The sequence below is a fragment of the Streptomyces sp. NPDC017225 genome, assembly GCF_044331465.1.
GTDB lineage: Bacteria > Actinomycetota > Actinomycetes > Streptomycetales > Streptomycetaceae > Streptomyces.
The window spans coordinates 501824-525832 of record NZ_JBIRNE010000001.1 but is presented as its reverse complement, the minus strand read 5'-3'; the positions used below and the strand labels follow the sequence as shown (position 1 = coordinate 525832).

The following is a 24009-nucleotide window of genomic DNA, read 5'->3' as shown; positions in this document are numbered from 1 at the left end:
GCGGTCGGGCCGCGCGGGCACGGGGGTACCCGTACACATCCCAACCCCGCGCAGGCCGCTCGGGTACCCGACAGGGCCGTTCGGGTCACGTCGGTTCTCCGCACGGAGGCGGTGCCGGCAAGGGGGCGATGCCGACGAGGGGCGAGCGACGGCGGGCAGCACGACCGTCACCGGCGCCGACCCCGGTGCCGGCCGTGCTGCCGCAGCGGGTACCCCAACTTCCGGCGGGCACGCAGGAGTTGTCCGATCCCCCGCACAGTCTTCTCCCGGCGGCGCGGAAGGACCGCGTGCGGCGCCCCCCCCATCCGTCCACCTGTATACCCCCCTGGGTATATCTGTTACGGTGGGGAGAAATACCCTGGGGGGTAATCAGGAAGGAGAGTGCGCCGTGTTCTTTGTCGACGTCCTGGAGACCGAGGGACTGGGCAACCGCAGCTACCTCGCGGGCGGTGCCCGCTCGGCGGTGGTCGTGGACCCGCCGCGGGACATCGACCGCGTCATCGCCGAGGCCGCCCGGCGCGGGGTGCGGATCGCCGCCGTCGCCGAGACCCATGTGCACAACGACTACGTCACCGGCGGCCTGGAGCTCGCCCGTCTCACCGGCGCGCGCTACCTGGTGCCGGCCGGGGCGGAGGTGGCGTACGCGCGCGTGGCGGTGGCCGACGGGGACGTGGAGCCTCTCGACGAGGGGCTGGAGCTGCGCGCGGTGGCCACGCCCGGCCACACCCCGCACCACACCTCGTACGTCCTCCAGGAGGCGGGGCGGGCGGTGGCCGCCTTCACCGGCGGCTCGCTGCTGATCGGCACCGTGGGCCGGCCCGACCTCGTGGAGCCGCGGCTGACCGAGGAGCTGGCCCGCGCGCAGCACGCCTCCGCGCGGCGTCTCGCGGGCCAGCTGGAGGACCGGGTGGCCGTGCTGCCCACGCACGGCTTCGGCAGTTTCTGCTCCTCCTCGTCGTCCGGCGGCGAGCGGAGCACCATCGGCGCGGAGAAGGCGGCCAATCCGGCGCTCGTCCAGGACGTGGAGACCTTCGTCCAGGAACTGCTGGCGGGACTGGACGACGTACCCGCCTACTACGCGCACATGGGCCCGGCGAACGCCGAGGGCCCCGCTCCCGTGGACCTGACCGAGCCCCGGCGGGCCGACGCGGACGAGATCGCCCGGCGGCTGGCCGCCGGTGAGTGGGTCGTGGACCTGCGCGGCCGGGTGGCGTTCGCCGCGGGCCATGTCGCCGGGTCGTTCAACTTCGAGGTCGACGGACAGCTCGCGACCTATCTGGCGTGGATGATCCCGTGGGGCAAGCCGGTGACGCTGCTCGCGCACAGTACGCGGGAGCTCGCCCGCGCCCAGCGGGAGCTGGCCCGGGTGGGCATCGACCGGCCGGCCGCGGCGGCGGTCGGCTCCCCCGCCGACTGGGTCGCGGACGGGACCCGCCCGGCCTCGTTCCGGCGCGCCACCTTCGCCGAGCTGGCCACGGCGCGGCGCGGTGGTGAGGACCCGGTGGTCGTCGACGTACGCCGGGACAACGAGCGCGCGGGCGGCTGGGTCGAGGGCAGTGTGCACCTTCCGGTCCACGAGATCCACCAGCGGCTGGACGAGGTTCCGCCGGGCACCGTGTGGGTGCACTGCGCGGGCGGCATGCGCGCGGCCGTCGCCGCGTCCGTGCTGGACGCCGCCGGACGCGAGGTGGTCGCGGTCGACGACGGTTTCGCGGCGGCGGCCGACGCGGGTCTGCCGCTCGTCACGCCCTCGGGCGGCACCGCCGCATGACTCCGCTGGTCCTCGCCCTGCTCGCCGGTGCCGCGGCCGGTCTGTCCCTGGGCGCGCTGGGGGCGGGCGGCAGCATCCTCACCGTGCCCGCGCTCATCTATCTGCTGGGTTTCACCCCGGCCGCGGCGACCACCGCGAGCCTGGTCGTCGTGATCGTCACATCGGTCACCGCGCTGGTGGCCCATGCCCGGGCCGGGGCGGTGCGCTGGCGGGCCGGGCTGCTGTTCGCGGCGGCCGGCCTGCTGCCCGCCGCCGCGGCCGGCGCTCTGTCCCCGCGTGTCCCGGAGGTGGTGCTGACGCTGGTCTTCGCGGCGCTGGCCGCGCTGGCGGGCCTGCGCATGCTGCGCCGCCGGGCGCCGCGCGAGGGCGGCACGGTGTCGGGTGTCCGGGCCACCGGAGCCGGAGCCGGGCTGGGCGCGGTGACCGGGTTCCTGGGGGTCGGCGGCGGCTTCCTGGCGGTCCCGGCGCTGGTGACGGTACTGGCCGTGCCGATGAGCGCGGCGGTGGGCACGAGCCTGCTGGCCGTCATGGCCAACGCGCTGGTGGCCCTGGCGGCCCGGGCGTACACCGCCGTACACCTGGACCTCACGCTGCTCCTGCCGTTCCTGGCCACCGCCGTCCTGGGCGCGTGGGACGGCAGACGGCTGGCGGCGAAGGTCTCCGCCGCCACCCTGCGGCGCGTCTTCGGCTCCGTGCTGCTCGCCGTCGCCGTGGCGATGGGCGCCACGGCGCTGCTGTGAGCGGCCCGGCCGGTCAGGCCAGCGAGAGGAAGAGCTTCTCCAGTCGGGCCCGCATCTGCGCGGAGTCCCGCACCTCGGGGTCCTCGCTGGTCATGCACTGCTGCAGCCCCGTGGCGATGATCGAGAAACCGGCCCGGTCCAGGGCCCGGGAGACGGCGGCGAGCTGCGTGACCACGTCCTCGCAGTCGCGCCCCTCCTCGATCATCCGGATGACTCCCGCGAGCTGCCCCTGAGCGCGCCGCAGCCGGTTGAGCGCCGACTTCAGCTCGTCGGCCGACATGTCGAGTTCCACGCCTGCTCCTCCATCTGGCCCACATTGTCCCGCATACCCCTGCGGGTATCCTACCGCGCGCAGACGCGGCAACGAGAGAGGTTCCCTTCCGTGATCACCCCCACCGCTCCGGCCACCACCCTGAGCACCGACCAGGCCGTGGGCCGCCTCGGCGAGTTCACCGTCGTCGACGTCCGCTCCCCCGGCGAGTACGCCGGCGGGCACCTCCCCGGCGCGCACAACGTTCCGCTGGAACGGCTCGACGAGGCCGCCGGCGCCCTGACGACGGCCGCCGCACGGGGGCCGCTGCTGCTGGTGTGCGCCTCCGGAGCCAGGTCCGCCAAGGGCTGCGCGCGACTCGCGGCGCACGGCGTCGAGGCGGCCACTCTCGAGGGCGGCACAGGCGCCTGGGCGGCGGCCGGTCACCCGGTCGAGCGTCAGACCGGCGCCCGTACGCCGTGGCCCATGGACCGGCAGGTGCGCCTCGCCGCCGGGACGCTCGTCGCCGCCGGGTTCCTGGCGGGCCGCGTCCGGCGCCGCGCGCACTGGCTGTCCGGCGCGGTCGGCGCGGGCCTGGTCTTCTCCGGGGTGACCAACACCTGCGGCATGGCCGCCGTACTGGCGAGGCTCCCGCACAACCGGCCCGCCGGGGGCGCCGTCCCCTTCGAGGAGACGCTGGCGCGGCTGGCGGCCTGAGCCGGGCCGTCGCGTGACGCGGGACCACCGCGTGACGGCGGGACCACCGCGTGACGGCGGGACCACCGCGTGACGGCGGGACCACCGCGTGACGGCGGGACCACCGCGTGACGGCGGGCGCCGATCCCTTGGGGGATCGGCGCCCGCCGCTGATTTTGCACGGCGTGCATCTTTGCATACCATGCAACTTATGTGGGAGAAAGGTGCCGCGGGGGGCGGCTTGCGGGAGCGGAAGAAGCGGGCCACGCGTGCCGCTCTCGCCGAGGCCGCGGTACGTCTCGCCGCGGAACACGGGGCGGAGAAGGTCACCGTCGAGGCGATCAGCGCCGCGGCCGGGGTGTCGGTGCGAACCTTCTTCAACTACTTCGACACCCGCGACGACGCGTTCGTCGTGATGGACGCGGACGCCGGCGCACGCATGCGGTGTGCCGTACTCGAGGCACCGGCCGAGCTCTCCCCGCTGGAAGCCCTGCGCGGGGCCCTGGCCGCGGAGTTCGCCGAGGCGGAGCAGGACCACGAGCTGTGGCGGCTGCACGCCGAAGTGCTGCACGCCTCACCGCACCTCCTGGCGCGCGGCGTCGGGGCGCACATGGCGGCCGAGGCCAACCTGGCCGAAGCCATCGCCGAACGCCTCCACGGCACCGGCGACGGCCTCTACCCGCGGCTGCTGGCCTCCGTGGCGCACGCAGCCGTGCGCACCAGCATGGACCACTGGTCCGCCCACCAGGAGGAAGCCGCCTTCCTCGACGTCTTCCACGAGGTGTTCACCCTCCTCGCCGCCGGCCTTCCGGCACCTCCCGCGTAGCCTCCGCGCCGGGCTCTCGCGACCTCATCAGACCACCACCGAAAGAGATGCCGTGACCGCATCACAGGCGCCCGCCGACGCGCCTCCCACCGCCATGAACCAACGGCAGATACTCCAGGCCATGTCCGGTCTGATGGCCGGCATGTTCGTCGCCATCCTGGCCGGCACCGTCGTCTCCAACGCGCTGCCCACGATCATCGCCGACCTGGGCGCCAGCCAGTCGTCCTACACCTGGGTCGTCACCTCCGAACTGCTGGCGATGACCGCGACGGTGCCCCTGTGGGGCAAGCTGTCCGACCTCTTCAACAAGAAGCTGCTGCTCCAGCTCTCGCTGGCCATGTTCGTGGTCGGCTCGCTGCTGGCCGGCTTCTCCCAGGGCGTCGAACTGCTGATCTTCAGCCGGGTCGTGCAGGGCATCGGCGCGGGCGGTCTGACCGCTCTCGCACAGGTCGTGATGGCCTCCGTCATCCCGCCCCGCCAGCTGGGCAAGTACGCCGGCATCTTCGGTGCCGTCTTCGCCGTGGGCACCGTGGCCGGTCCGCTCATCGGCGGTGTCCTGGTGGACACCTCGTGGCTGGGCTGGCGCTGGTGCTTCTTCATCGGCGTGCCGTTCGCGCTGCTCGCCATCGCGCTGCTGCAGCGCACGCTGCGGCTGCCGGTGACCAAGCGCCAGGTGCGGATCGACTGGCTCGGCGCCTTCCTGATCGTCGCCGGTGTCTGCGCGCTGCTCATCTGGGTGTCGCTGGCCGGCAACGAGTTCGACTGGGCCTCCTGGCAGACCGCTGCCCTCGCGGGCGGTGGCGTGCTGCTGCTGGTCGCCGCGGTCTTCGTCGAGGCCCGTACCCCCGAGCCGGTCATCCCGCTCGACATCTTCCGCAACCGCACGGTCACGCTGACCACCGTCGCCAGCCTCCTGGTCGGTGTCGCCATGTTCGGCGGGACCGTCTTCCTCTCGCAGTACTTCCAGATCGCCCTGGGCAAGTCGCCGACCGTCGCGGGTCTGATGAGCCTGCCGATGATCCTCGGCCTGCTGGTGTCGTCCACCGTCGCCGGACAGGTGATCAGCCGGACCGGCACGTGGAAGCGGTACCTGGTGTGGGGTGCGGTCCTGATGGCCGTCGGCCTCGCGCTGCTCGCCACGATCGACGCGAAGACGCACTTCGGTCTGCTCAGCCTCTACATGGCGATCATGGGCGTCGGCGTCGGCATGCTGATGCAGAACCTGGTGCTGGCCGCCCAGAACGACGTGGCCGCCGCCGACCTGGGCGCCGCGACCTCCGTGCTGTCCTTCTTCCGCAGCATGGGCGGCACCATCGGCGTCAGCGTCCTCGGCGCGATCCTCGCCAACCGGGTCGCCAGTGAGATGACCAAGGGACTCAGCGACGCGGGCGCCACCGTGCCCGGCGGTGAGAGCGCGGGCGGGCACAGCGTCCCGGACATGTCCACGCTGCCCGCACCGATGCGGACCATCGTCGAGCACGCCTACGGTGTCGCCACGGCCGACCTGTTCCTCATCGCCACGCCGTTCGCACTGCTGGCAGTGGTGGCCGTCGTGTTCATCAAGGAGAAGCCGCTGAAGACCACCAGCGGCATGGAGCGTCTCGCCGAGGAGGCAGGCGAAGCCGCCGCCGAACCGGCCGGCAAGGGCCCGGCCGCGCCGGTCGGCTGAGCCACCGGCAGACACCACGCGCACACCCCGACGGGGCTGCCCACCTTCCCGGTGGGCAGCCCCGTCGGGGTTCGCGCACCGCCTCGGCCGCGGGCCACCGCGATCGAGGCGGCCAGGCGTTCAGGAGGGAGACCCTCGGCGGAGGGAAGAGCCGTGCCGGGGCGGGAGGAAGTCCCGCCCCGGCACGGCACGCGGGGCCGGCCGCCGGTCGGCGACCGTGATCCGGCCGGCGGTCAGATACCGAACGGTGCCGCGTAGCGGACGGTGCCGGCGGGCAGCGGGTGGGCGGCGTCCAGGGTGAGGGCCATGAGGGCCTCGTCCGGGACGTCGATGGTCAGGCCGATGCCGTGGACGGAGGCCCGGACGAAGCCGAACCGGGGGTAGTACTCCGGGTGGCCCAGGACGACGACATGGCGCTCGCCCAGCCGCTCCGCCGCGGTGAGCGCCGCCCGGACGGCCGCCGAGCCCGCGCCGCTGTTCTGCCGCTCGGGCCGGACGGCGACGGGTGCCAGGCAGAGCGCCGGGCTGGCCCCGACGTGGCAGCGGGTCAGCAGGGCGTGGCCCACGGGCCGGTCGTCGCCGTCCACCGCGACGACGGACAGTCCGTCGATCCAGGCCTCCGGGTCGGCGCGCAGCGCGTCGACGAGGGCGGCCTCCTCCGGCGTCGGGAAGGCGGTGCGGACGATGTCACGGATGCCGGGGATGTCGGCGCCGGTCTCGGCGCGCGTGCTCCAGGTGTGGGACATGACGGGATGAGGTTCCGTTTCTGGGTGTGCGTTCGGCTGGGTCAGGCCATGGCCCGGGACGCGAGGGAGACCCGGGCGCCGCGAAGAGCGGCTTCGAGCGCGGTCATCAACCTCACCTCCCTGTCGTCCTGGTCTTTCCGATCCCGATCGAACGCGAACGGCCTCAGGCTATAACGCGACCGGCCTCGGCGTATACAGACCCGTGCGAGGGGCGGCGGGGTCACTCGCTGGGGGAAGGGCTGGAGTCGTAGACGGGGACCTGGGACTGGATGTTGAACGTGACGGAGCCCGCCTTCTCGAAGTTCAGGGTGATCTTCATGAAGTCACCGCCCCGGACGACCTCCCGCACGTCCCGCAGCAGCAGGTGGTCGTTGGTCGGCTCCAGTTGCCGGAGCTTGTCCGGCGGCAGTTCCACTCCGTCCGGCAGGGGCTTGCCGTCCGCGTTCACGATGCTCACCGACTCGGCGTTGGGGCTGCTCGCGCCCACCAGCCGGTCACTCTCGTCGCCCTCGTTCATCAGCCAGACGTAGGCCGGCACGTCGTCACCGGGTTGCCACGGGTCCCCCTTGGGCTCCGCCACATGGGCGTAGCGGATCAGGACGGGGCCGACGCTCGCGTTCTGGCCGGGCGCGTGCCAGTCCTCGGTCTCGAAGCTGTCGTCCCCGCCGCATCCGCTCAGTGCCAGCGCCGCCGCGGCCAGCACGGCGGCGGCGGCGGAACGGGCGGTTCTCCCACGGGTGAGCGCCACGGCACCTCCAGTGCAGGGTCCGGTGTCCGCACCCGGGTTGCCCCGGCGCCGCAGCGCAAACAGACGCTGACACGGCAGGCCGGGCGGCATGGGAGGGTGAGGCTCCGGCATGTCGTGCGGGAGGCCTGCCCGGTCGGACAGGCGCCAGGGGGGGCGCTTCCCGACCAATCCGCGGGCCGCGTGGCCTCGGATTACGCGGGGACATCCCGGCTCGTCGCATTGTTTTGGAGAAACCGTCGTGAAGGAAGCCGTACACATCGGCAGAAATCCATCGGCCCAGCCAGACCTGGAAAAGCTCATCCATGAGGTGGCCCTGGGCGATCAGGACTCCTTCGCCGCGGTCTACGACGCGGTGGCGGGGTCCGTTCTCGGAGTCGCCCGGGCGGTACTGCGCGACCAGGCGCAGTCGGAGGAGGTCGCGCAGGAGGTGCTGGTGGAGGTCTGGCGCACGGCGCCCCGCTACCGGCCCGAGCGCGGCACGGTGGTCAACTGGATCCTCACCCTGGCCCACCGGCGGGCCGTGGACCGGGTGCGGTCGGTGGAAGCCGCCGCGGCCCGCGACCACCGGGCCGCCCTGCTCGACCGTACGCCCGAGTACGACGAGGTGACCGAACAGGTGGAGACGCGACTGGAGCGGGAGCAGGTGCGGCGCTGTCTGCGGACCCTGACCGAGATCCAGCGCCAGTCCGTCACCCTGGCCTACTACCGCGGCCTGACCTACCGGCAGGTCGCCGAGGCGCTCGCGCTGCCGCTCGGCACGGTGAAGACCCGGCTGCGTGACGGTCTCATCCGGCTCCGTGACTGCCTGGGGGTGAGCGCGTGACGCGCACCGAGGACCTGCACAGCCTGACGGGCGCCTACGCCCTGCACGCGCTGCACGACGACGAGCGGGCCGCCTTCGAGCGCCACCTCGCGGACTGCGGCGCCTGCGAGCAGGAGAGTCTGGAGTTCGCCGCGGCGACGGCCCGGCTGGGTCTGGCCGCCACGGTCTCACCCGGTCGTGTGCTCAAGGAACGGGTGCTGCACCGCATCACCACGGTGCGGCAGGTGCCACCGGGCGGCGGGACGGTGGAGCGGGCGCGTCGCGTCGTGCCCCGGGGCCGGGGCCTGGCCCGGTGGGCGCTGGCCGCCTGTGTGGCCGCCGCTGCGGGTTTCGGCGGCACGGCGGTGTGGCAGTACGAACGGGCACAGGACGCCGGGGACCGGGCGGCCCTGGCGCAGCAGCGGTCCGAGGAACTGGCCGGGGTGCTGGCCGCGCCCGACGCGGCCTCGAGCACGGTACGGCTGTCCGGCGGGGCGAGTGGGACCCTGGTCGTCTCCGAGCGCCGCGACCGGGCCGTGTTCCTGGCCTCGGGCATGGCCGAGCCGTCGCAGGGCAAGGTGTACCAGCTCTGGTTCGACGACCACGGCACGATGCGGTCGGCGGGCCTGATGGATCCCGGCCGCGGCAGTCAGGCGGTACTGATGGAGGGTGACGTGGACGACGCGGTGGGTGTCGGCATCACCGTGGAGCCGGCGGGTGGTTCGAAGCAGCCGACCACCACGCCGATCGCGCTGATGAACATGCCGGCCTGAGCCGGGCGGGGCCGGGGCCGCGCCGCCGCCCGCGCGGGCCGACGCGGTCGCCGGGGTCGCCGGGCCGGTCCGGACCGGGCGGCGGGCGGCGGTGGCGTTTCCTGCGGTCGTGGCGTTTCCTGCGGTCGTGGCGTTTCTTGCGGTCGGCGGGTGGCGGGCGGCAGGCTTGGGGCCGTGGCCACTTTGCTGATCGTGCATCACACGCCGTCGCCGAACTGCCAGGCGATGCTGGAAGCCGTCGTGTCCGGGGCGAACGCACCCGAGATCGAAGGGGTACGGGTGGTCAGGCGCGCGGCGCTGGCGGCGACGTCGGTCGACGTGCTGGAGGCCGACGGATACCTGCTGGGCACTCCGGCCAACCTGGGCTACATGTCCGGCGCCCTGAAGCACTTCTTCGACCAGGTCTACTACCCGTGCCTGGACGAGACGCGGGGCCGCCCCTTCGGCTACTACGTGCACGGCGGCAGCGACACCACCGGCGCGGTGCGCGGCATCGAGTCGGTCACGACCGGCCTCGGCTGGCAGCGCGCGGCGCCGGCGGTGAGCGTGGCCGGCGAGCCCGGCAAGGCCGATCTCGACACCTGCTGGGAACTGGGGGCCGCACTCGCCGCCGGGCTGATGGACTGACCGCCGCCCGGTGGAGAGGCAGGGGCCCCGGACGCGGGGAGGCGCGCCGGGGCTCGTCCCTCACGCTGTGACCGCCGGCCGGGCGTCCCGGCCTTCCTGACGGGGTACTGACGGTCCACGTCCTGACGCCGACGGGACGCTGACGCCGCTGCTCCTGGGGCGTCGGCGACGTCCGGGCCCCGCGCACCCCGGAAGCGGCCGTCAGCCGCCCGAGGAACGTCCTGTCAGCGTGCCGAGGAACCGGACGTGCGGGCGGCCGCCCGGCCCGGTGCGGGTGACCTCGGCGCGCACCCGGTACACCTCGGCGACCAGGTCCGCGGTCAGGACCTCCGCGGGCTCGCCGCGGGCCGCCACCCTCCCCTCGGACAGCACCACCAGGTGGTCGCAGTACATCGCCGCGAGGTTGAGGTCGTGCAGGGCGACGACGCTGGTGACGGGCAGGGCGGCGACCAGGGTCAGCACGTCGAGCTGGTGCTGGACGTCGAGGTGGTTGGTCGGTTCGTCCAGCAGGAGTTCGCGGGGCCGCTGGGCGAGGGCGCGGGCGATCTGGACGCGCTGGCGTTCGCCGCCGGAGAGGGTGTGCCAGAGCCGGTCCGCCTGCCCGGTCAGGCCGGTGCGCTCCAGGGCGACGGCGACCGCCTCCTCGTCGGCCTCCGACGCGGGGGTCCAGGCGCGGCGGTGCGGTATCCGGCCCAGCCGGACGACGTCCCGGACGCTCAGCTCGACCTGCGTGTCCGCCTGCTGCTCGACCACGGCCACGCGCCGGGCGATCTCCCGGCGGCCCACCCGGTCCAGCGGGCGGCCGTCGAGGGTGACGACGCCGGAGGCCGGGGCGAGCACGCCGGCGAGGAGCCGCAGCAGGGTGGACTTGCCCGAGCCGTTGGGGCCGAGCAGACCGGTCATGGCGCCGGGCCGGGGGCTCAGGCCCACGCCGTCCAGGATGAGCCGCCCGCCGGCGGCGCGCGAGACCCGCTCGGCGTTCAGCGTCATCGTGCCCCCCGGGTGCGGTAGAGCACGAGCACGAAGGCGGGCACGCCGATCAGCGAGGTCACCACGCCCACCGGGACCTCCTGGGGTGCGAGGACGGTACGGGCCAGGGTGTCGACCCACACCAGGAACACCGCCCCGGCGAGCGCGCAGACCGGCAGCAGCCGGGCGTGCCCGGGGCCGGTCAGCGCCCGTACGGCGTGCGGCAGCACCAGACCGACGAAGCCGATGGCGCCGGCCGAGGCGACCAGGGCCGCGGTGAGCAGGGCGGTGGCGCACAGCAGCACCAGACGGGTGCGGGTCACGTGGACGCCGAGCGAGGCCGCGGCGTCCTGGCCGAACGCGAAGGCGTCCAGCGTCCCGGCGTACCCGAGGCAGACGGCCAGTACCACGACCAGGACCGCCGTGCCGGTCCACACGTCCGTCCAGCCCGCTCCGCCGAGGGAGCCGAGCAGCCAGAACAGGACGCCACGAGTGGTCTCGGCGTCGGCCGCGGTCATCACGACGAACGAGGTGAGCGCGGAGAACAGCTGCATCGCGGCCACCCCCGCGAGTACCACCCGGTCCGGGGTACCGCCGAGGCTGTGGCTGAGCAGCATCACCAGCGCGAAGGAGCAGACCGCCCCGAGGAACGCCCCGCCCGACAGGGACAGCGCTCCGCCGCCCACGCCGAGGACGACGACCAGGACGGCACCGGTCGAGGCGCCGGAGGAGACGCCCAGCACGAAGGGGTCGGCCAGCGGGTTGCGCAGCAGGGACTGGAGTACGGCGCCGCAGACGGCGAGTCCGGCGCCGCACACCGCGGCGAGGAGGGTCCGGGGCAGCCGCAGGTCCCAGACGATGCCGTCGCGGATCGGTGTCACGTCCACGGCGGGGGTGCCGCCTCCGAGGTGGGCGACGACGATGGACCAGACCTCGCCGACGCCGATGTCGGCGGGGCCGATGGTGACGGCGACGGCCACGGAGGCGCACAGGGCGACGAACCCGGCCACCGCCCAGACCGGGTAGCGGCGGCCGGCCGCGCGGATTCCGGAGGCCGCCCGGATTCCGGAGGCCGCCCGGCTCGTGGGCGTCACCTGGCTGCCCGGCGTCGCCCTACTGCCGGCCGTCACCTGGCTTTTGGCGGCCACCTGGCTTTCGGCCGTTGCCTGGCTTTCGGTTGTCGCCTGGCTTTCGGTTGTCGCCTGGCTTTCGGCCGTCACTTGGTGAGGCCGTACGCGCGCAGTGCCGCCGCCACCTTCTCCACGCCCTCGACGGTGCGGATGGTGGGGTTCATGGCCTGTCCGCTCAGCAGCACGTACCGCTTCTTCCTGACCGCGGTCATGTTCTTGGTGACGGGGTCGGACTCCAGGAACTCGATCTTCTTCGCGGCGGTCTCGGCCGTCTGGGACCTGCGGGTGAGGTCTCCGATGACGAGGACGTCGGGGTCGCGGTCCGCTACGGTCTCCCAGCCGACCTGCGGCCATTCCTCCCGGGTGTCGTCCATGGCGTTCCTCGCGCCGAGTTCGCGGGTCATGACACCGGGGGCGCCGCAGCAGCCCGCCATGTAGGGCGAAGTGGAGTTGGCGAACCAGTACATGAGGGTGACACCGGAGGCGTCGACGCCCGACGTGGCCCTCTCGACCCGCGCCTTCAGGTCGGCGACCAGTTTGTCGCCGCGCTGTTCGACGTCGAACAGCCGGGCCAGGTCGCGGACTTCGCCGTAGACTGCGTCCATCGTCAGGGATTCGTCGCGGACGCCGTCGCCGTCGCCGCTGTTGTCCTTGCCCGCGCAGTCGGACGGGGACAGGTAGGCCGGCACGCCGAGTTCGGTGAACTGCTCGCGCGTGGCCACTCCGCCGGGGCCGAGCGTGGAGGCGAAGGAGGCGGCGACGAAGTCGGGTTCGGCGTCCAGGACCGTCTCGAAGGAGGGCATGTCGTCGGCGAGCCGGGGCACGCCGGCGTTCGCCTTCTCCAGGCCCTTCATGACCGGGTCGGTCCAGGTGGCGGTGCCGGCCATGCGGTCGGCGAGTCCCAGCGAGAGCAGGATCTCCGTGGTGCCCTGGTTGAGGGAGACCGCCCGCCGGGGCGGCGCCGTGACCTCCACCTTCTGCCCGCAGTCACTGACGGAGCGTGGATAGCCGGCGGCCTCGGCCGGAGCGGCGGAGTCCGTGGCGGTCGCTCCGGAGCCGCAGCCGGACGCCAGCAGGGCACCGGACAGCAGCAACGAGGAACGGGAGCGGAACGAACCGAAGGGACGGAAGGAGCCGAAGGCACGGCGGGAGCCGGCGGGGCGTGCTGCGGGCAAGGAAGATCCTCTGGCGTCGAGGGCTCATGCGCGAAGCCCGTTCGTACGGTGGTCCACGCCGTACGCGGCGCGGGTGCCAGCAGGTCTTCGGACTCGGGATCGACCGGACGGGACGCCTTCCCGGACGGCTTGCGCCGCCCAGTGGCCCTTGTCCCGCCCGTACCCCTCACCGCTGCGCGTCAGCTCCGGATTCGCACCGGATTCCCTGACCCACCAGGTGGGTTCGACTGGCTACCGCAAGCTACCACAGGGTCACCGCGGGGCCGGGGGCCGCCGTCTGCCCGACCGCCCCCGGCCCCGTCCGCCCGCTCGTGCTTCAGCTCTTGGGCATGAGCACGGTGTCGACGATGTAGACGTTGGCGTTGGCGGTCTTGACGTTGCCGCAGACGACCTTGGCCGAGTCGTTGACCGTGTAGGACTCGTCCGAGCCGGACGTCGTCAGCTTCGACTTCTCCAGCGTCTCGAAGGAACCGTTCTCCAGGTCCTTGGGCGCGAGCTTCTGGCCCACCACGTGGTAGGTCAGGACCTTGGTGAGCATCGCCTTGTCGTTCAGGACCTTGTCCAGGTCAGCCTTCGGGATCTTGGCGAAGGCGTCGTTGGTCGGCGCGAACACCGTGATGTTCTCGGCGTTGTTCAGCGTGTCGACCAGACCGGCCTTCTTCACCGCCGTCACCAGCGTGGACAGCGCCGGGTTGTTCGAGGCGGCCGTGGCCACCGGATCCTTGGCCATGCCCTCGAAGGAACCGGCGCCGTCCTTCGGCACCGTGGAACACGCCGGACCGAACGGCTCGTCGGCGCCGGCCATGTCGCCGCCGGCCGACTCGTCGCCGCCCCCGGCGGGCTGGTCGCCGGCGTCCGCGGGGGCCGAGGAGGCGGCCTGGGCGGAGTCCGACGAGCCGCTGTCGCCGTCGTCGGAGCAGGCGACCAGGGCCAGGGGCAGGATGGCGGCCGCGGCGACGGCGACGGCGGAGCGGCGAATACGGGCGTTCATGGATTCTCCCAGGTGAAAAGGGGCAGCAAGGTGCGGCAGAGGGCAGCACGAAGCCTGCGTCGGTACGGACTGCGGTCAGGTGGTGGTCGGTCGACGGGGTGCGCGCCCCGCTCGTCTTCAGTCGGCGGACCCGCGCCGGCCCTGGTCGGTGCCTTCGTCAGCTCTCGCCTCGGCGAGCACGCTCGGAGGTTCCGCGCTCGCCGCGGGAGTGCCTCCGTCCGACCGGGGGCTCGGCGCGGGCGTGTGAGGGCCGAGCCGTTCCGCGCCTGTGGACCGGCGGGAGCACGGGCGGGCGGCGGGCCGCTGTCGGTATGTCCTCGGTTCTTCCCTCACATGGGGAATCCGGAGCCGTCCCGGCCGCGGATTGGCCGATCACCCGATCGAGTGAAGATGTTCTGCGAGCACCTCTGCGACCTGGGTCTTTCTCCGAAAAATCAGAGTGCCTCAGAGTCGCCCAGAATGGCTCAGAGAGGCGTCGCGGCGCGGAGGATGAGGAACATCGTGACGGCGGCGTTCGCGGACGACATCGCCGACACGGCGGTTCCGGCGGCCGCGGCCCACGCCGCCAGGCCCACCGAGGTGAACACCGAGGGCCAGGTGCGGACCGCGGGCGCGGGGCCCAGCATGGCCGCCACCCGGCGCGGTACCGGGCCGGGCGCCGCGAGGCCGGCGAGGGTGGCGACCGGGGTGCCCCGGGAGACCAGAGCCGCCTTGCCGATCGCGGTCGCCACCGAGCGGCGGTTGCCGACCGCCCGCGCGGCCGCCTCGTCCGCCCACCGCTCCGCCGTGTAGGCCACGGCGGTCCGCAGGGGCCGCAGGAACGGGTTGGCCAGAGCGGCGAGCCGGACAGCCAGCAGGAAACGATGGTGGCGGGCGGCCAGATGGGCCCGCTCGTGGGCGAACAGCGCGCGCCGCTCGGCCGGTTCGAGGCAGTCGAGCAGCGCCGTGCTCACCACCACGCGGTCCCGGTGACCGCCGGGCAGCGCGTACGCGTAGGGCACGTCGTCCGGCAGCACGGCCACCCCGGTCCCCGGTAGTCCGGCCAGCGCGCGGTGGGCGCGGCGACGCACCCTGCCGTGCCGCCACAGGGCCCGCACCGAGGCCACGACCACCGCGCACAGCGCGGGAATCGCCGCCTTGCCGACGACCTCGTCGTACGGCACCGCAGCCCGCACCTCTGGGTCGGACCAGCCGTCGGGCAGCGGGTTGCCCGGCAGCTGCGCGGTGCCGACCACCATCACCAGGGCGAGGCAGACCGTGCTGCACAGGGCCATCACGGCGGCCACGGCGGTGAGCAGTCTGGTCGCACTCCGCGGGTGCAGGTGCTGTTCGGCCAGCCGGGCGATCGGCCACGCCGTCAGCGGCAGGACCAGTGGCAGAAAGACGAATACGCCCATGCGGCGTCAGCCGTCCTCCGCATCGCCCGCGTGCCCCAGCAGTTCGCGCAGCAGCCGCTCGTCGTCCGGGTCGAGGCCGGTGACGAAGCTGGCCAGCACCGCCACCCGGTCGCTCTCGGCGTCCAGGACCTTGCGCATCTTCCGCGCGGCCAGGCCCGCCTCGTCCGAGGCGGGTGTCCAGGCGAAGGACCGGCCCGCGCGCTCGCGGGTGACCGCGCCCTTGTCCAGCAATCGGGTCAGGATCGTGATCACCGTGGTGTAGGCGAGGCCGCCGCCCAGGCGCTCCTGCACCCAGCCGGCCGTCGCGGGGCCGTCCGCCTCGCGCAGCGCCGACAGCACCAGCGCCTCCAGCTCGCCCTGCCCCCGCCGCCGCGGACGCCGGTGATCCATCACAGCCCGCCTCCTTCCGCCGCTGTACGCCTGATGGGACGCCATCCTATAGAAGCCATACTTCTACAGTGCTGTAGATTGAACGGTGGACATGATCAGCGGATGCTACGAAGGAGAACGCAGTGGGAGTTTCCCTGGCCAAGGGCGGCAACGTCTCGCTCAGCAAGGAGGCGCCCGGCCTGACCGCCGTTCTGGTCGGTCTGGGCTGGGACGTGCGCACCACGACCGGCACCGACTACGACCTCGACGCCTCCGCGCTGCTCCTCGACGCCTCGGGGAAGGTGCTCTCGGACGGGCACTTCGTCTTCTACAACAACCTGACCAGCCCGGACGGCTCGGTCGAGCACACCGGTGACAACCTCACCGGCGAGGGCGAGGGCGACGACGAGACGGTCAAGGTGGACCTCGCCACCGTCCCCGCCGAGGTCGACCGGATCGTCTTCCCGGTCTCCATCCACGACGCGGAGAACCGCGGGCAGAGCTTCGGCCAGGTCCGCAACGCCTTCATCCGGGTCGTCAACCAGGCGGGCCACCAGGAACTCGCCCGCTACGACCTGTCCGAGGACGCGTCGACCGAGACCGCGATGGTCTTCGGCGAGCTGTACCGGCACGGAGCCGAGTGGAAGTTCCGGGCGGTCGGACAGGGATACGCCTCCGGCCTGTCGGGCATCGCCGCGGACTTCGGCGTCAACGTCTGAGCCGAACCGGGGCGGACCGCGCCGGCACGGGCGGTCATCGTTCCGTGGCGCAGCAGCCACCCGGACCGCCGGTCGCCGGTGCGGTGCCCAGGCGGCAGAAACAGGAGGCCTCGACCGGTACGTCCGCCAGCGCGGCGGCGAGCTTCAGCCGCTGGGACACGATACGCGCCTCCCCGTCCTTGCCCAGGCGCGTCAGGCACTCGTGGAGTCCGTGCAGGGCCCAGACGTTGTCGGGATGCCGCAAGGGGCGGGGCAGGGTGTCGTCGAGACCCAGGTCGGCCCGGTAGACCGCCTCGGCCTCCGCGAGCCGGCCCTGTTCCAGGAGCAGGGCGCCGTAGGCGTGCCGGGTGGGCTGCATCCAGCCCCACGGCTCGTCGTACGGGAGGTTGTCGTCCAGTTCGACCGACCGCTCCAGGGCGGCGAAGGCGGCGGCGTGGTCGCCCTTGCGGTACTCCAGTTCGCCGTCGAGCATGGCCGACGCGATGGCGAGGATGTCCGCGCAGGTGTTGTTGAACAGGGTGCGCGTGCCGGGCACCCGGGCGACCGCCTCACGGAACAGGGCGCGTTCGGCCTCCGCCTCGGTGACCTCGCCGGTGGCCGAGAGGGCGACCCCGCGGGCGTAGTGGAGCATCGCGGTCGTCACGCGGTACAGGCTCGGGTCGGCGGGCAGCGGCAGCCGGAGGATGTCGGCCCAGCGGCCGAACCGGATCAGTACGTGCACCCGCATGGCCAGGAAGCCCTCCAGCCAGTCGGCCATCGGCGGGCTCTCGACACGCAGCAGTTCCTCGGGGACGGACTCCTCCAGTCGCGCGGCGGCGTCCAGCGCGACCTCGTACTGGCCGAGGAACATCGCGCCGTAGATCCTGAAGTGGTGGTTGTGCGAGCGGTAGAGGGTGTAGAAGTTCATCGCCCCGGCCCGCACGCGGTACTTCTCGTCGGCGGCGATCGCGGCACTGTTGTCCGACACCACGCGCCGGTAGTCGCCGCACAGCACTTCGAGGTGCGACGGCATGTGGTTGAGGTGCCCGGCGTCGGGGACCAGGCCCCGCAGCCGGTCGGCGACGGTGAGGGCCGCCTCGGGGGTGGCGGACATCTCCATCAGGTGGACGTAGAGGTGCAGGACGCCGGGATGGTCGCGTCCGCCTTCGGCGGCCAGGGCCCGGTCGAGGACGTCCTTGGCCTCGAGGGTGCGAGCGCCTTCGGCGGGCAGCCCCGTGCGCAGGTCCCAGAGCCGCCAGGGCGTCAGGTTCAGCAGCGCGTCGGCGTGGAGCGCGGCGACGTCCAGGTCGTCGGGGGCGAGTTCGTGGACGGCGCGCATGCTCTCGGCGTACGGCGCGTTCCACACCGAGCAGTCCTCGACGGCGCGCGCCTGCGGGTAACGGGCGCGCAGTGCGCCGATCAGGGCGCGTTCGACCGGGGTGGCCCGGGCCGCCTTCTCGTGGGCGAGTTCGACGGCGGCGTGGGTGCGGTCGACGGACCGCCTCAGCTCCTCGGCGTCGAAGGCCTCCCACGGCTTGTTGTAGTTCGGGCCGAGGGCGTAGGCGATGCCCCAGTGGGCCATGGCACAGTCCGGGTCGGCCGCCGCGGCGGCCTCGAAACAGGCGACGGCCTCCTCGTGGTGGAAGGCGTACGTCCACACCAGCCCGCGGTCGAACCACCGCTGGGCCACGGGGGACGAGGTCGTCACCGTCCGGCCATGGGTGCCGAGGTCGTAGTAGTCCGTGGGGTCCATGACGTCCATGAGGGGACGTATACCGCACGCCGGGGCGACCGCGAAGGACTTCGCGCCGCGGTCACCCCGACCGGTGTCCCCGCCGGACGCGGCGCGCCCGGCGGGGGCGGGGGCAGGGATGGCGCGGATCAGCCGAAGTCGACGTCGCTGCACAGGAAGTACGTCTGGTCCATGTGCGACGCCTGCCAGACCGTGTAGACGACGTGCCGGCCGCTCAGGCCCGAGGTGCTCACCGGGATCTCGTAGTTCTGACTGGGCGCGTAGCCGCCCGTGGTCTCGACCAGCTGGAGGTCGTCCCAGCCCATGGGCTGTGTGGCGGGGTCGAAGCCCTGCCGGGTGACGTACACCTTGAAGTAGTCGGCGCCGTGGCTGGCCTGGTCGTACAGCTTGACGGTGAAGTTGTCGGTGATGTCCGTGGTCTGCCAGGCGCCCACGGTGTCCAGGGAGTTGTAGCGTCCACCCTCGGTCCGGCCGCCGCTGCACAGCTGGCCGTCCGGGACGACGGCCTCGAAGTTGCCGGCGGAGCCGTTGCGGTACAGGCCGTTCCAGTTCCACATGGCGTTGGGGTTGTCCTGCCACGCCTGCCAGCACATGGGGTCTTCCTGGGCCATCGCGGGGTTCTGGAAGTCGTCGCCCCAGCGCTGCCAGCAGCCGTAGTTGCGGGAGGCCGGGTCGACGACCGAGCCGTGGGCGACGGCGGTGCCGCTCCAGGGGATCAGGGTGAGCAGGGCCGCGGTCAGGGTGCCGAGGGCCACGGTCGACGCGCGTCGACCTTTTTTGATGTGATCATGACAAGTCATGACGCCCTTCTCTCGCGTGGGGGGACTGTGATGGAATCGGGATCGAAAGCACCAGTGGGAGCGCTCCCAGAGCCCTTTCGTTGACCAGGCTGCGCCCGGGGAAACGGAATGGCAATAGTGGAAACGCGCCAGATGCCGTCCGGCGGTGGCGGGTTCGATGCGGTCGCCCCCCGGGGGACGGGTGGGCGGGGAGGTCCTGGCCCTGCCCGCCCATCCGTCATCGATTCACCAGTCATCCCCCGGCATGACGCCGTCGTGCCAGATGCCAAAGGGTCACAGCACACGCCGCCTGGAGCGGATCAGCAGCAGACAGCCTCCGGCGAAAAGAAGGCCTCCGACGGCCGCCGGCCAGAGACCGAGGCCGGGACCCGTCTCTGCGAGCCCGCCCCGCGTCGCCTGCGGCTCGGTCGCCGACCCGGCGGCCACGTCGTCCCCGCCGCCCGTGCCCTGCGTCCGTTCGGATGCCGCCGCCGCGGCACCGCTCGCGTCCTCCGGGACACCCTCGGCGGATGTCGTGGCGGCCCTGGGCCCGGCGCTCGACGAGTCGGTGCCGTCCTGGTCCGGGCCGGCCGGGGGCGCGGGCTTCTCCTCGGCGTCCCGACCGTCCTGGCCGGGATCCGCGGGTGCCGATGCGGTGGCGGTCTGCTCGGCCGGGGACGCGGAGGCGTCGGGGTTCTGGGTCGGCTGCTGCTCCTGAGGATTCTCGGTGGGGGTCTCTGTGGGGGTCTCGGTGAGGTTGTCGGTGGGGTTGTCGGCAGGGGTACCGGTCGGCTGCTCCCGCGGGTTCTCGCCCTGGCCCGGGTCCGAAGCCGGAGGTGTGTCCGGACCGCACTGGCGGCCGCTGTTGATGCAGTCGGTCATCTCCCGCATCAGGTCCTCGTCGAAGACGTTGATGAAGTCGCTGTGGTCCGTCACCGGCTTGTGCAGCTGCTCCGGGAAGGAGTCCACGGCGAACAGCGGCACGGTCCTGCCCCCGTCCTCGAGACTGGGGGCGTCCACGTCGTACACGACCCGCTGCACCAGTCGCGGAACGGGTCGGAAACCGTCCGGGCAGCTGCCGTCGACGGCGGCGAAGGCCATGTGGGTGCGGTGGTTGGCGCTGTCGGTGTTGCGGCCGTCCCAGCAGCTCTGGAAGGTGAAGGTGCGCACCACGTCGCTGCCGGACGGGCAGAGCGGGTACTTGTCCTTCAGCTGACGGTCCTCGAAGCCGGTACAGCTCCAGGAGGCGTTCGCGTTGGTGTCGCCGTTGACGAACGCCTTCGCGTCGCCGGTGATGATGCGCAGCAGCCGCGGCATCTCCGTCACCTCGCCGCGCTCGTTGCCCTCGAAGGTCAGCGTGACCTCGGCCGGTGTGACGATCTCGCCTGCGTTGCCCTCGATGCCGCCGCCGGGTGACTCGGCGTCCTGTTCGACGGTGCCGTTCTGGAGCCGGAGCACGGGCCAGTAGTACGAGGACTTGTCACCCTGGTCCGCGCAGCTCGTGTCGGCGGCGGCCAGGTCCTCGTCACTGGCAAAGGCGTCGTTGGCCTGGTTGCCGACGTAGTCGTGGAAGTGGTGGGCGCCGTTGCCGACGCCTGGGGCGGCGATCAGGTTGTCCGAGTTGAACAGGCCCTCGGCGTTGACGCCGCAACTGGTGGCGAGGGAACCACGCGAGGCGTTCCTCTGCCGGGGCGCCTTCACGACGTCGGGCCGGACGGACTCGATGTCGACGTAGTCGGCCGCCACGGGGCCGTTGCCCGCCTGTCCCCCGTTGCCGGGCTCCTGGTCCTTGCCTGGCACTTGGTCCTTGCCGGACTCTCGGTCCTCGCCGGACTCTCGGTCCTCGCCGTTCTCCCGCTGTCGCCGTTGCCGCTGGTCCGGGCTGCCGCTCGGGGTGTCCGCCGTGGCGGCCTCGGTGCGGCGCAGCGTGCACTCCGCCAGGGCGTCCAGACCCTCGGGGCGGTCACCGGTCTCGTCGATCGCGGCGGAGATGCGCTCGATCGTGCCGGCCCGCTCCTTCTTCAGCGGGTCGAGGACGGCGCCCTCGTCGAGCCGGCCGTCGTCCGCGGTGCGGGCCGCTTCCTGGAGTCGCCGGTAGGCCGTGGCGATCTGCTCGTCGAGCCGGGCGAGTTCGGTGTCGACGTCCGGCCTGGCACGCTCAGGCACCGTCGTCAGCCGCTCACTCGGGTCGGGGCAGTCCACGGTGGCCGCCACACCGGAACTGCCCAGGGGAACAGCGGTGTCGCCGGCTTCGGTGGCGGAGGCGAACACGTTCACGGCCACCAGGCCGCCGCCCCCCAGTATCAGCGCCAATGCTCCGAAGGTCGCTCGGCGCGCCCCGGTCGGGCGTCTGCGCCTGTTGTGTCCCAAGGCGTGCTCCTGTGTCGTGGCGGACTCGGACATGGAATGCCCCCGGCTCCATACGGAGTCGGGGGCCGGAGTGTTCAATCGCCTCGCGGATTCTCAGGAGGCCCTCACCTCGCGGTCACGGGGACCCGTTCGCTCCGCTCGGGTGCCGGGGCGCGTCGAGGCCGCCGTACACCGCCGGATGGCGGAGCGCGGACGGCGCCGGACGAGGACGGCCGGTAGGACGGCGGGTGGGGGCCGGTCGCCCGTAGGGCCCCTTGTCGGTGGCTCGCTCCCGGTGGAACGATGCCCACGGCACCGGCTCACCCCACCGAAGGGACCGTCGTGACCGACGAGCAGCAACGGCCGCAGGCCGCCGCCGCGTTCGACGCGCTGGGCGCCGAGTACGAGAAGGCGTTCGCCGGCTCGAAGACGCACCGGCGCTCACTGGACTGGCTGCTCGGACGGCTCGCGCCGGGCAGCCGCGTGCTGGACGTGGGCAGCGGCACCGGCCGGCCCACCGCCGAGACCCTCGCGGACGCCGGCCACGAGGTGCTCGGGGTCGACGTGTCCCCCGTGATGGTGGACCTGGCGTCGCGGCAGGTGCCGGCCGCAACCTTCCGGTGCGCCGACATCCGCGACGTGCCGCTTACGGACGGCTCGTTCGACGCGGTCTGCGTGTACTTCTCGCTGCTCCAGCTGGACCGGCGGGAGCAGGCGGACCTGGTACGTCGCCTGGTGCGGGTGCTGAGGCCGCAGGGCTACCTGGTGCTGGCCACCGTGCCGCTGGACGTGGAGGGCGTCGACGCCACCTTCATGGGGCAGCCGGTGCGTGTGACCAGCTTCACCGCGCAGGACCTCGCCGCGATGGCCGAGGAGGCCGGCCTGGAGGTGCTGGCGCAGGAGGCGTCACTCTTCACCCCGGCCCACCCGGACGCCCGCTCCGAGCCGCACCTCTTCCTGCACTGCCGGCGCCGGGCCACCGCCACCACGCCGGGCGCCTGACACCCGTCACCGGCGGGCGGTACGCGTCCTGGGCGGGCGGTAGGCCCCCACAGCCCCGGATGGGGTAACTGGGCACGCGCGGACCGTGGCGCGCGGCCAGAGTGGGCAGCATGACAGAACCTGGCGAGCGACGGCGCGGCACGACGTCCACGACCACGCGTGAGCGTGCCGTGCGGGGAGCCCGGGACGCCGCCCAGCGCGCCGCGGACGCCCTGTCCGAACTGATCCGGCACCCCCTGGAGGGCGTCTCCGCGGTGTGCCGGAGCGAGGACGACGGCTGGGTCGTCAACGTGGACGTGCTGGAGGTGGCGCGCATCCCCGACACCACCAGCCTGCTCGCCACCTACGAGGTCGAGCTGGACCCGGCGGGCGACCTGCTCCAGTACCGCAGGACCGCCCGCTACCGGCGCGGGGCCCAGGACCAGTGACCGGGGCCGCGAGGCCCGCACCCGGAAGGACCACCGCATGATCACCTACGACGACGAGGTCGTCTGCGCGCCCCGCGCCGGAACCCTCTACGACGTCCTGGAACTCATCCTCGACCGCGGCATGGTGATCGACGTCTTCGTACGCGTCTCCCTGGTCGGCATCGAGATCCTCAAGGTGGACGCCCGCATCGTCGTCGCGAGCGTCGACACGTACCTGCGGTTCGCCGAGGCCTGCAACCGCCTGGACCTGGAGCACGACGTGCGCTCCAAGACCGTTCCCGAGATGTTCGGCAGTCCGGTCGCCAAGACCATAGGCAGGGCGGGCGCCAAGCGGACGGCGCGCTCCCTGACCGACAAGGTGCGGGACATCCTCACCCCCGAGGAGGAGGCGGCCGAAGAGGAGGAGGCCCTCCCCCGCGAGCACACCCGCGAGCGCGCGGAACGCGGCCGGCCCCCGCAGCGGCCCCGGACCCGGCCGGCCGCACGCCCCCGCGACCAGGACGACCGCCCGCGCGGCCGCCCCCGCCGGCGCACGGAGACGGAGGACGAATGACCGCGCCCGCCACCACCCCGACCACCGCCTCCCCCGCCCTGGCGGCCCTGTACGTCTACGGCATCACGCCCGCCGGTGTCCGCGCCCCCCGCTCCCCCGGGGTCGACGGTGCGCCCGTACGCCTGCTGACCGGGTCCGGCCTGTGCGCCGCGGTGTCGGACGCGCCCGTACGGATCCGGCCACGGCGCCGCGACCTGCTGGCCCATCAGGCCGTACTGGACGAACTGGCGGCCCAGGGACCGCTGCTGCCCATGCGGTTCGCGGTCCTCAGTCCCCGGCCGGACACCCTGCTCTCCCAACTGCGGGCCGATGCCGCCCACCTGGCACGGCAGCTCGACGACGTCCGGGGCTGCGTCGAACTCAACGTCAAGGGAACCGTCGTGCCCGGCCACTTCGCCGATCTGGTGCGCCGGGACGAGAAGCTGCGGAGCCTGGCCCTGCGGACGCGGCGACGGCCGGACTACGAGGCCAACGTCCGGCTGGGTGAGGCGCTCGCCCACGGCGTCCGCCGCGAGGCGCGGCGCGCGGCCCGGGACGTCCTCGAGCACCTGACCCCGCTCGCCGTGCGCACGGTGCGGGGTACGACCGACGACGAGCAGGTGCTGAGCGCGTCCTTCCTGGTGCGCTCCGCCGACGAGCGGCGGTTCCGGCAGGCGGTGGACGCGCGAGCCCGCGAGTGCGGAGGGAGGCTGGCCCTCAGTGTGACCGGGCCCCTGCCCTGCTACAGCTTCGTCGACCCGTCTCCCGCGCCGGCCGGGCGGTGACGCG

Annotated in this window: 25 protein-coding genes and 1 riboswitch; of the genes, 13 read left to right on the top strand and 12 right to left on the bottom strand. The window is 73.0% G+C overall.

Features of this window, described 5'->3' with window-relative positions:
* Nucleotides 1–388 precede the first annotated feature (388 nt).
* Nucleotides 389–1771 (top strand): rhodanese-like domain-containing protein, encoded by a 1383-nt coding sequence (locus tag ACH4NX_RS02290; protein ID WP_398127377.1) that lies wholly within the window; start codon nt 389–391, stop codon nt 1769–1771.
* Complete coding sequence (locus ACH4NX_RS02285) at nt 1768–2511, top strand: sulfite exporter TauE/SafE family protein (protein ID WP_351393648.1); 744 nt, start codon at nt 1768–1770, stop codon at nt 2509–2511. Before ACH4NX_RS02290 ends, ACH4NX_RS02285 begins: the two co-directional genes overlap by 4 nt.
* A 13-nt stretch (nt 2512–2524) precedes the next feature.
* On the opposite strand, the gene ACH4NX_RS02280 is transcribed toward ACH4NX_RS02285, so the two are convergent.
* Nucleotides 2525–2803 (bottom strand): metal-sensitive transcriptional regulator, encoded by a 279-nt coding sequence (locus tag ACH4NX_RS02280; protein ID WP_102930309.1) that lies wholly within the window; start codon nt 2801–2803, stop codon nt 2525–2527.
* Nucleotides 2804–2893: 90 nt separating this feature from the next.
* Here ACH4NX_RS02280 and ACH4NX_RS02275 point away from each other — a divergent pair, with 90 nt between their 5' ends.
* The 3 genes from ACH4NX_RS02275 (at nt 2894) to ACH4NX_RS02265 (ending at nt 5952) form a co-directional block, all read left to right on the top strand.
* Entirely contained in the window at nt 2894–3478 is a 585-nt protein-coding gene (locus ACH4NX_RS02275) for a rhodanese-like domain-containing protein (protein WP_351393645.1), read from the top strand.
* Between the two features lie 181 nt (nt 3479–3659).
* Nucleotides 3660–4283, top strand: coding sequence for a TetR family transcriptional regulator (locus ACH4NX_RS02270; RefSeq protein WP_351402560.1), 624 nt, complete (start codon nt 3660–3662; stop codon nt 4281–4283).
* Nucleotides 4284–4377: 94 nt separating this feature from the next.
* Complete coding sequence (locus ACH4NX_RS02265) at nt 4378–5952, top strand: MDR family MFS transporter (protein ID WP_351402562.1); 1575 nt, start codon at nt 4378–4380, stop codon at nt 5950–5952.
* A 233-nt stretch (nt 5953–6185) separates the two neighbouring features.
* Here the strand turns inward: ACH4NX_RS02265 and ACH4NX_RS02260 are convergent, their stop codons facing one another.
* Nucleotides 6186–6698: an N-acetyltransferase gene (locus ACH4NX_RS02260; RefSeq protein WP_351400749.1), complete on the bottom strand. Its 513-nt coding sequence runs from the start codon at nt 6696–6698 to the stop codon at nt 6186–6188.
* A gap of 220 nt (nt 6699–6918) precedes the next feature.
* Nucleotides 6919–7446, bottom strand: coding sequence for a copper chaperone PCu(A)C (locus ACH4NX_RS02255; RefSeq protein ID WP_398127376.1), 528 nt, complete (start codon nt 7444–7446; stop codon nt 6919–6921).
* A gap of 238 nt (nt 7447–7684) precedes the next feature.
* Here ACH4NX_RS02255 and ACH4NX_RS02250 point away from each other — a divergent pair, with 238 nt between their 5' ends.
* The 3 genes from ACH4NX_RS02250 to ACH4NX_RS02240 all read left to right on the top strand — a co-directional run bounded on the left by ACH4NX_RS02250 (nt 7685) and on the right by ACH4NX_RS02240 (nt 9648).
* On the top strand, nt 7685–8269 hold the full coding sequence (locus ACH4NX_RS02250) for a sigma-70 family RNA polymerase sigma factor (RefSeq protein WP_351400747.1): 585 nt from the start codon (nt 7685–7687) through the stop codon (nt 8267–8269).
* Nucleotides 8266–9021: an anti-sigma factor domain-containing protein gene (locus ACH4NX_RS02245; RefSeq protein WP_398127375.1), complete on the top strand. Its 756-nt coding sequence runs from the start codon at nt 8266–8268 to the stop codon at nt 9019–9021. The genes ACH4NX_RS02250 and ACH4NX_RS02245 overlap by 4 nt, the downstream gene beginning before the upstream one ends.
* A gap of 174 nt (nt 9022–9195) precedes the next feature.
* Nucleotides 9196–9648, top strand: a complete 453-nt coding sequence (locus ACH4NX_RS02240; protein ID WP_351400745.1) for an NAD(P)H-dependent oxidoreductase — start codon at nt 9196–9198, stop codon at nt 9646–9648.
* A gap of 201 nt (nt 9649–9849) precedes the next feature.
* On the opposite strand, the gene ACH4NX_RS02235 is transcribed toward ACH4NX_RS02240, so the two are convergent.
* The 6 genes from ACH4NX_RS02235 to ACH4NX_RS02210 form a co-directional block, all read right to left on the bottom strand.
* On the bottom strand, nt 9850–10638 hold the full coding sequence (locus tag ACH4NX_RS02235; RefSeq protein ID WP_351400744.1) for an ABC transporter ATP-binding protein: 789 nt from the start codon (nt 10636–10638) through the stop codon (nt 9850–9852).
* Complete coding sequence (locus ACH4NX_RS02230; protein ID WP_398127504.1) at nt 10635–11663, bottom strand: FecCD family ABC transporter permease; 1029 nt, start codon at nt 11661–11663, stop codon at nt 10635–10637. The genes ACH4NX_RS02235 and ACH4NX_RS02230 overlap by 4 nt, the downstream gene beginning before the upstream one ends.
* 170 nt (nt 11664–11833) lie before the next feature.
* The gene (locus tag ACH4NX_RS02225; RefSeq protein WP_398127374.1) at nt 11834–12922 is read right to left on the bottom strand and encodes an ABC transporter substrate-binding protein; all 1089 of its coding nucleotides are present in this window, start codon (nt 12920–12922) and stop codon (nt 11834–11836) included.
* A 60-nt stretch (nt 12923–12982) separates the two neighbouring features.
* Nucleotides 12983–13169: riboswitch (cobalamin riboswitch) on the bottom strand.
* Nucleotides 13170–13238: 69 nt separating this feature from the next.
* A complete protein-coding gene (locus ACH4NX_RS02220) occupies nt 13239–13913 on the bottom strand; it encodes a fasciclin domain-containing protein (RefSeq protein ID WP_398127373.1) in 675 nt (224 codons plus the stop codon).
* Between the two features lie 464 nt (nt 13914–14377).
* Nucleotides 14378–15310: a M56 family metallopeptidase gene (locus ACH4NX_RS02215; RefSeq protein WP_351400742.1), complete on the bottom strand. Its 933-nt coding sequence runs from the start codon at nt 15308–15310 to the stop codon at nt 14378–14380.
* 6 nt (nt 15311–15316) lie between these two features.
* Nucleotides 15317–15700 carry a BlaI/MecI/CopY family transcriptional regulator gene (locus ACH4NX_RS02210; protein ID WP_398127372.1) on the bottom strand — a complete coding sequence of 128 codons (384 nt, stop codon included), beginning with the start codon at nt 15698–15700 and terminating at the stop codon, nt 15317–15319.
* Nucleotides 15701–15822: 122 nt separating this feature from the next.
* Between ACH4NX_RS02210 and ACH4NX_RS02205 the strand changes: the two genes are divergently transcribed.
* A complete protein-coding gene (locus tag ACH4NX_RS02205) occupies nt 15823–16398 on the top strand; it encodes a TerD family protein (RefSeq protein ID WP_351400740.1) in 576 nt (191 codons plus the stop codon).
* A 34-nt stretch (nt 16399–16432) separates the two neighbouring features.
* On the opposite strand, the gene ACH4NX_RS02200 is transcribed toward ACH4NX_RS02205, so the two are convergent.
* The 3 genes from ACH4NX_RS02200 to ACH4NX_RS02190 all read right to left on the bottom strand — a co-directional run bounded on the left by ACH4NX_RS02200 (nt 16433) and on the right by ACH4NX_RS02190 (nt 21192).
* A complete protein-coding gene (locus ACH4NX_RS02200) occupies nt 16433–18130 on the bottom strand; it encodes a hypothetical protein (protein ID WP_398127503.1) in 1698 nt (565 codons plus the stop codon).
* A 128-nt stretch (nt 18131–18258) separates the two neighbouring features.
* Nucleotides 18259–18930: a lytic polysaccharide monooxygenase gene (locus ACH4NX_RS02195; protein ID WP_398127371.1), complete on the bottom strand. Its 672-nt coding sequence runs from the start codon at nt 18928–18930 to the stop codon at nt 18259–18261.
* Nucleotides 18931–19203: 273 nt separating this feature from the next.
* Nucleotides 19204–21192: a DUF1996 domain-containing protein gene (locus ACH4NX_RS02190; protein ID WP_398127502.1), complete on the bottom strand. Its 1989-nt coding sequence runs from the start codon at nt 21190–21192 to the stop codon at nt 19204–19206.
* A 408-nt stretch (nt 21193–21600) separates the two neighbouring features.
* Between ACH4NX_RS02190 and ACH4NX_RS02185 the strand changes: the two genes are divergently transcribed.
* From ACH4NX_RS02185 to ACH4NX_RS02170, 4 genes are all read left to right on the top strand, one after another.
* Entirely contained in the window at nt 21601–22260 is a 660-nt protein-coding gene (locus tag ACH4NX_RS02185) for a class I SAM-dependent methyltransferase (RefSeq protein ID WP_351400737.1), read from the top strand.
* A 110-nt stretch (nt 22261–22370) separates the two neighbouring features.
* A complete protein-coding gene (locus tag ACH4NX_RS02180) occupies nt 22371–22688 on the top strand; it encodes a gas vesicle protein (RefSeq protein WP_279561120.1) in 318 nt (105 codons plus the stop codon).
* Between the two features lie 37 nt (nt 22689–22725).
* Complete coding sequence (locus ACH4NX_RS02175) at nt 22726–23241, top strand: gas vesicle structural protein GvpA (RefSeq protein ID WP_398127370.1); 516 nt, start codon at nt 22726–22728, stop codon at nt 23239–23241.
* A complete protein-coding gene (locus ACH4NX_RS02170) occupies nt 23238–24005 on the top strand; it encodes a GvpL/GvpF family gas vesicle protein (RefSeq protein WP_398127369.1) in 768 nt (255 codons plus the stop codon). The genes ACH4NX_RS02175 and ACH4NX_RS02170 overlap by 4 nt, the downstream gene beginning before the upstream one ends.
* Nucleotides 24006–24009 lie beyond the last annotated feature (4 nt).

Coding starts and splice junctions, on each gene's coding strand:
- ACH4NX_RS02285 (WP_351393648.1), top strand. CDS start 1,768: ATGACTCCGCTGGTCCTCGCCCTGCTCGCCGGTGCCGCGGCCGGTCTG.
- ACH4NX_RS02270 (WP_351402560.1), top strand. CDS start 3,660: ATGCAACTTATGTGGGAGAAAGGTGCCGCGGGGGGCGGCTTGCGGGAG.
- ACH4NX_RS02265 (WP_351402562.1), top strand. CDS start 4,378: ATGAACCAACGGCAGATACTCCAGGCCATGTCCGGTCTGATGGCCGGC.
- ACH4NX_RS02260 (WP_351400749.1), bottom strand. CDS start 6,698: ATGTCCCACACCTGGAGCACGCGCGCCGAGACCGGCGCCGACATCCCC.
- ACH4NX_RS02235 (WP_351400744.1), bottom strand. CDS start 10,638: ATGACGCTGAACGCCGAGCGGGTCTCGCGCGCCGCCGGCGGGCGGCTC.
- ACH4NX_RS02220 (WP_398127373.1), bottom strand. CDS start 13,913: ATGAACGCCCGTATTCGCCGCTCCGCCGTCGCCGTCGCCGCGGCCGCC.
- ACH4NX_RS02215 (WP_351400742.1), bottom strand. CDS start 15,310: ATGGGCGTATTCGTCTTTCTGCCACTGGTCCTGCCGCTGACGGCGTGG.
- ACH4NX_RS02210 (WP_398127372.1), bottom strand. CDS start 15,700: ATGGATCACCGGCGTCCGCGGCGGCGGGGGCAGGGCGAGCTGGAGGCG.
- ACH4NX_RS02200 (WP_398127503.1), bottom strand. CDS start 18,130: ATGGACCCCACGGACTACTACGACCTCGGCACCCATGGCCGGACGGTG.
- ACH4NX_RS02195 (WP_398127371.1), bottom strand. CDS start 18,930: ATGACTTGTCATGATCACATCAAAAAAGGTCGACGCGCGTCGACCGTG.
- ACH4NX_RS02180 (WP_279561120.1), top strand. CDS start 22,371: ATGACAGAACCTGGCGAGCGACGGCGCGGCACGACGTCCACGACCACG.
- ACH4NX_RS02175 (WP_398127370.1), top strand. CDS start 22,726: ATGATCACCTACGACGACGAGGTCGTCTGCGCGCCCCGCGCCGGAACC.
- ACH4NX_RS02170 (WP_398127369.1), top strand. CDS start 23,238: ATGACCGCGCCCGCCACCACCCCGACCACCGCCTCCCCCGCCCTGGCG.